A 4,771-nucleotide genomic window follows, 5' to 3' on the forward strand; every position below is an offset into this window, starting at 1 on the left:
GTTATTACGACCGGATCGTCGACGTAATGGAGGAGCTGGTGCGCTTCACGGTGCTGCTGCGCCCACATACCGCGCAATTGGTCGATCGCTATTCCGAGCGGAAGGAAGCCGGCGTGCCGGTCGACCCAGCGACAGATTTGTCCAGCATCGCCATTGCTCCACAATGCCAAGTCTCATGACAGCCATCCCGACCATTCGCACGGCCAATGTAGCGGATGCGGCTGCCGTCCAGGCGATCTATGCGCCCATCGTGGAGGGCACTGCTATCTCCTTTGAGGAGGTCCCGCCCTCGATCGCTGAGATGGGGGAGCGGATCGCCACGACCTTGGAAAATTATTCGTACCTCATCGCCGAGCGAAACGGCGAAGTCATCGGATACGCCTATGCCAGCCAGCATAGATCCCGCGCCGCCTATCGGTGGTCGGTCGATGTCACGGTCTACATCGCCGATCAGGCCCACCGGACGGGGGGTGGACGCGCCCTCTATTCAAGGCTGATCGCGGAGTTGACCGAGCGCGGAGTTCACGCCGCGTTTGCGGGCATCGCGCTGCCTAATCCCGGCAGCGTCGCGCTCCATGAGAGCATGGGCTTCACGCCGCTGGGTATCTACCGGGAGGTAGGGCAGAAGTTCGGGCAGTGGCACGACGTCGGTTGGTGGCAGCGGCTTCTACCACGGCTTTCATAGCGCTGGCTTGCGCCCTTCAAGCAAAACTACCTGTAATCCCTACTCGATATGGGGGAATTAACTCTAAAAGGGCAAAGGTAGAAATTTGAATATCAGCGTCATCGCATCGCTACGCCGCCAAAGAACGGGGGTAGCAGCCCTCCTAGCCATGTGTGCGGCATCGTTAGGCGCGACGGGTGGTATTGCGCAGACGCCTTTGAACGATCGTCGTTCAATCATTCAGACGGCTACGACCGACGACCCTCAGCGAATCCCGGTCAAGGAAAGCACCGCTGCAAAAGCCGTCACCGTTCTGGTCGGTGGCTTGGTTTTCGATGCTAAATCCGCCCGGTCAGCACCTGCTACCGTGCTCATCGAGGGCAACAAGATCGCCGCAATATGGCCGGCGGGCCGTCGTGACTGGCCGGCGGACGCCCGGGTCATCAATGTCGGTGGCAAGACGGTCCTGCCTGGCCTGATCGATCTTCACGTCCATCTGACCTATCCGGATAGCACGACGCCGATCGACCTACAGGCGAGCGAAGGTGACGGCGTGCTGCGGGGGGCTAGAAACCTGCGCTGGATGCTGGAAGCCGGCATCACGTCGGTTCGCGATCTGAACGGCGTCGCGGATGCTCCGTACATTCTGGCAGACTGGAGTGCGACCAATCGTATTCCAGCGCCGCGCGTGTTCACTGCCGGGCATATCATCACGGGGACTGGGGGCCACGCGACCGAACGGCCGGTGTCGCCCAGCCACGGCCCCGACTATGCTTGGGAACGCAACGGCGCTGATGCCTGGCGGGGCGCCGTGCGGGAAACATTCAAGCGCGGCGCCACCATCATCAAGGTGGCAAGCCACTTCTCACCCGACGAGATTGCAGCGGCCGTCGATGAGGCGCATCGCCTAGGCCTGAAAGTCACCTGTGATTGTGAGACGGTCTACACCGCCCTCGCAGTAGATGCCGGCGTCGATATCATCGAGCATCCTTTGCCCCGCACGGACGACACAATCCGGGCCATGGCGCGGCATCATACGGCATCGGTCCCGACGCTCCAGGTCTACCAGAACGTACTCGATCGCTCCGGTGGCTTTTACGGGGCGACCTCTAGGCGTTTCACCTTATCCGCGCAGGCTGACTTCGACGTCTTCCGAAAGATGAAGGCGGCCGGGATCGTCATGGGGATCGGAACCGACACGATCGGCGATGCGAACCAGTTGGTCCCCAACGTCTACCTCGCCGAGCTGCAATGGTTCATCCACGGCGGCTATTCGCCAGCGGAGACGCTTCGTACCGCGACGCTGACCAACGCCCAAATCCTCGACATGGACGACAAGCTGGGCAGCATCACAGCAGGTAAGCTTGCCGACATTCTTGTCGTCGATGGTCGGCCCGATGTCGATATCGAGGCGCTGCGCAAGGTCGACAAGGTGTTTCGCGACGGCATCCTGCTCGTCGATGCTGGCCAGATCGTCGTGCCGCGACATCAGCCCAAGCCGCTGACAAAAGCACCACCCTTCGACGCTGTCCGCTGACAGCTGCGCGCCCGCGCTCTTCCCCATCACGCTGCACAGCGGAGATTTCCATGCATATCGTACCTAGCCTTCTGGCGCTTTCCGTTGCCTCGCTCACGCCTGCGCTCGCTCAGGCGCAGCAAAGCGATGCTCTTGCCGCTCCAACTGACACGGGCGAAGGCAGCGACATCGTCGTGACCGGCTCGCGCGGGCAACCGCGCATGGTCGCGTCCAGCCCAACCCCGATCGACGTCATCAGCGGTGAGGACATTGCCCGCCTGTCAGGTGGCTTGCAGCTGCGCGACGTCCTGACCCAGTTGGTGCCGTCCTTTCAGGCCCAACAGGTCGGCAGCTCGTCGTTCGACAGCGTAGCCCGTCCTGCCGGTCTTCGTGGACTGTCCGGGGTGCATGTCCTGGTGCTGGTGAACGGCAAACGGCGACATAATTCCGCGCTCATCAACCTCAATTCCGGTAACGTCTCGGCAGGGGGCAACCCCGTCGATCTGGACCAGATACCGGCCAGCTCGATCGAACGCATCGAAGTGCTCCGCGACGGCGCGGCTGCGCAGTACGGATCAGACGCGATCGCCGGCGTCATCAACATCATTCTTAAATCCAATGCGACCGGCGGTACGGCCAACATCGAGGTCGGCCAGCGTTACCACGACGGCGTCAACGGCAGCGACGGCGAAACCGTCAGCGCGCAGCTCTCACATGGTTTCGCGCTGGGCGATCGGGGCTCGCTGGCATTGTCGGTGGACGGCAAATATCAGAATGCGACGGTCCGCAATTCCGACGTGACCGGCACCTTCTATTTTCCGGTGAACGGCCAGCCTGATCCGCGGGAAGCCACGGTCAACCGCCGTACCTATCAAGGCGGCTTGCCTCAGCTGCGGCAAATCCAGGCGGCGCTGAATGGGCGGTATGACCTCGGCAATGTCGAGGCCTATGCCACCGCCACATTGGGGTATCGCGAAGCTCGCGTTGGGCAGGCAGGCCGCAAGCCCAATGCCACCAGCAATATCCTCGCGATCTATCCGGACGGCTTCACACCGTTCTACACCCTCCATGAAACCGACGGCCAATTCACCGGCGGACTGCGCGGAAACGTCGGTGGATGGAAGCTCGATCTCAGCAGCACCTATGGTCGCGACTATGCACGCAGCGGCGCGGACAACTCGCTCAACGCTTCGCTCGGTGCCAGCAGCCCGACGTCGTTCGATACGTTCAGCGCGGCTTTCGACCAGTGGACCAACAATCTCGACCTGACGAAAAGCTATGCCATCCTTGGCGGGCGCAATCTCCAGATCTCTGCCGGCGCCGAATACCGCTACGAAAGCTATGTCACCAAGGCACTTGATCCAGCGGCCTACACCAATGGCGGATATGTCTTCCCGGCAGGAACGCCCCTCGCCCGACAGCCGGGCGCAGTCGGTGCTCAAGGTGCGATCATCGTGACACCGAGCGACCAGGCTGACATCAAACGCAATGTCTGGGCTGGCTATGTCGACCTCGCTCTTGATGTCACCAGTCGCCTTCTCGTGACGGGCGCGGTGCGGTATGAAACCTATGACGACAGCTCGGGCGACGTGTGGAGCGGCAAGGTGTCAGCGCGCTACAAGGTCGCAGATTGGCTCAATCTGCGCGGCGCATTCTCCAACGGCTTCCGTGCCCCGAGCCTTGCGCAGCAGGCCTATGCGCAGACGTCGACCCAGTTCAATCTCGTCAGCGGTGCATATCAGCTGATCGAATCCAAGATCGTTCGTACCGGATCGCCAATCGCTGCTGCACTCGGGGCAGCACCCCTGACCCCGGAAAAATCCCGCAACTACAGCGTCGGCTTTGCGCTGACGCCGATAGCTGGTTTGTCGGTGACGGCGGACGCCTATCAGATCGACATCGACGATCGGATTACGCTTACTGGCCTTCTTTCCAGTGCAGGGGTACGCGCCATTTTGCGCGCAAATGGCCTCTCGGGCGACCAGTATGTGCGCTTCTTCACCAACGCGATCGACACCCGCACCCGCGGTATCGATATCGTTGGTTCGTACAACCTGCCCCTTGGAGAGTTTGGCCGGCTTCGCACGACGGTCGGCTACAATCACAATGTCACGAACATCAAAAACATCGCCCCGACGCCTACCCAGCTTTCGGGACTTGGTCTGACACTCTTCGACCGGCAGACGCAGGGATATTTCACCGTCGGAACGCCAAAGGATAAGCTGATCCTCGGTCTTGACTGGAACCTGGATCGCTTGGGGATCAACCTTAGAGAGACGCGTTACGGAAACTGGGCAACGCTCAACAATACACCCAGCCTGGACCAGTTTTATGGCGCGAAGTGGATCACTGACCTAGAGGTTGGATATGACGTCACACGTGCAGCTCGTGTAGCGGTAGGTGCTTATAATATCTTTGACACCTACCCTGACAAGAGCACCGTCCCCAACACCATCGGTAGCTCAATCTATGGTGGTAATTCGCCATTCGGGGCTTACGGCGGCTACTACTACGCCCGTTTGTCTTTGCGGTATTGACCGCACCAATTTAGTTTTTTGAGAGGCGATTTAGACGTGCCGCTCATGGGTGGC

General features: G+C 60.7%; 3 protein-coding genes and 1 pseudogene. All 4 read left to right on the top strand.

Annotated features, from left to right (window positions below; genetic code table 11):
- Positions 1-179: pseudogene (locus ACHWRX_RS13675) on the top strand (arsenical resistance protein ArsH); the annotation flags it as partial.
- Positions 176-685 carry an arsinothricin resistance N-acetyltransferase ArsN1 family B gene (locus tag ACHWRX_RS13680; protein ID WP_394659603.1) on the top strand — a complete coding sequence of 170 codons (510 nt, stop codon included), beginning with the start codon at positions 176-178 and terminating at the stop codon, positions 683-685. The pseudogene ACHWRX_RS13675 and the gene ACHWRX_RS13680, both read left to right, overlap by 4 nt.
- A gap of 196 nt (positions 686-881) precedes the next feature.
- The gene (locus tag ACHWRX_RS13685) at positions 882-2,201 is read left to right on the top strand and encodes an amidohydrolase family protein (RefSeq protein WP_394659604.1); all 1,320 of its coding nucleotides are present in this window, start codon (positions 882-884) and stop codon (positions 2,199-2,201) included.
- A 50-nt stretch (positions 2,202-2,251) separates the two neighbouring features.
- Entirely contained in the window at positions 2,252-4,717 is a 2,466-nt protein-coding gene (locus tag ACHWRX_RS13690) for a TonB-dependent receptor plug domain-containing protein (protein WP_394659605.1), read from the top strand.
- Positions 4,718-4,771 lie beyond the last annotated feature (54 nt).

Origin of the sequence: uncultured Novosphingobium sp., from assembly GCF_964277725.1 — a bacterium.
In the GTDB taxonomy this organism is placed as follows: Bacteria; Pseudomonadota; Alphaproteobacteria; order Sphingomonadales; family Sphingomonadaceae; genus Novosphingobium; species Novosphingobium fluoreni.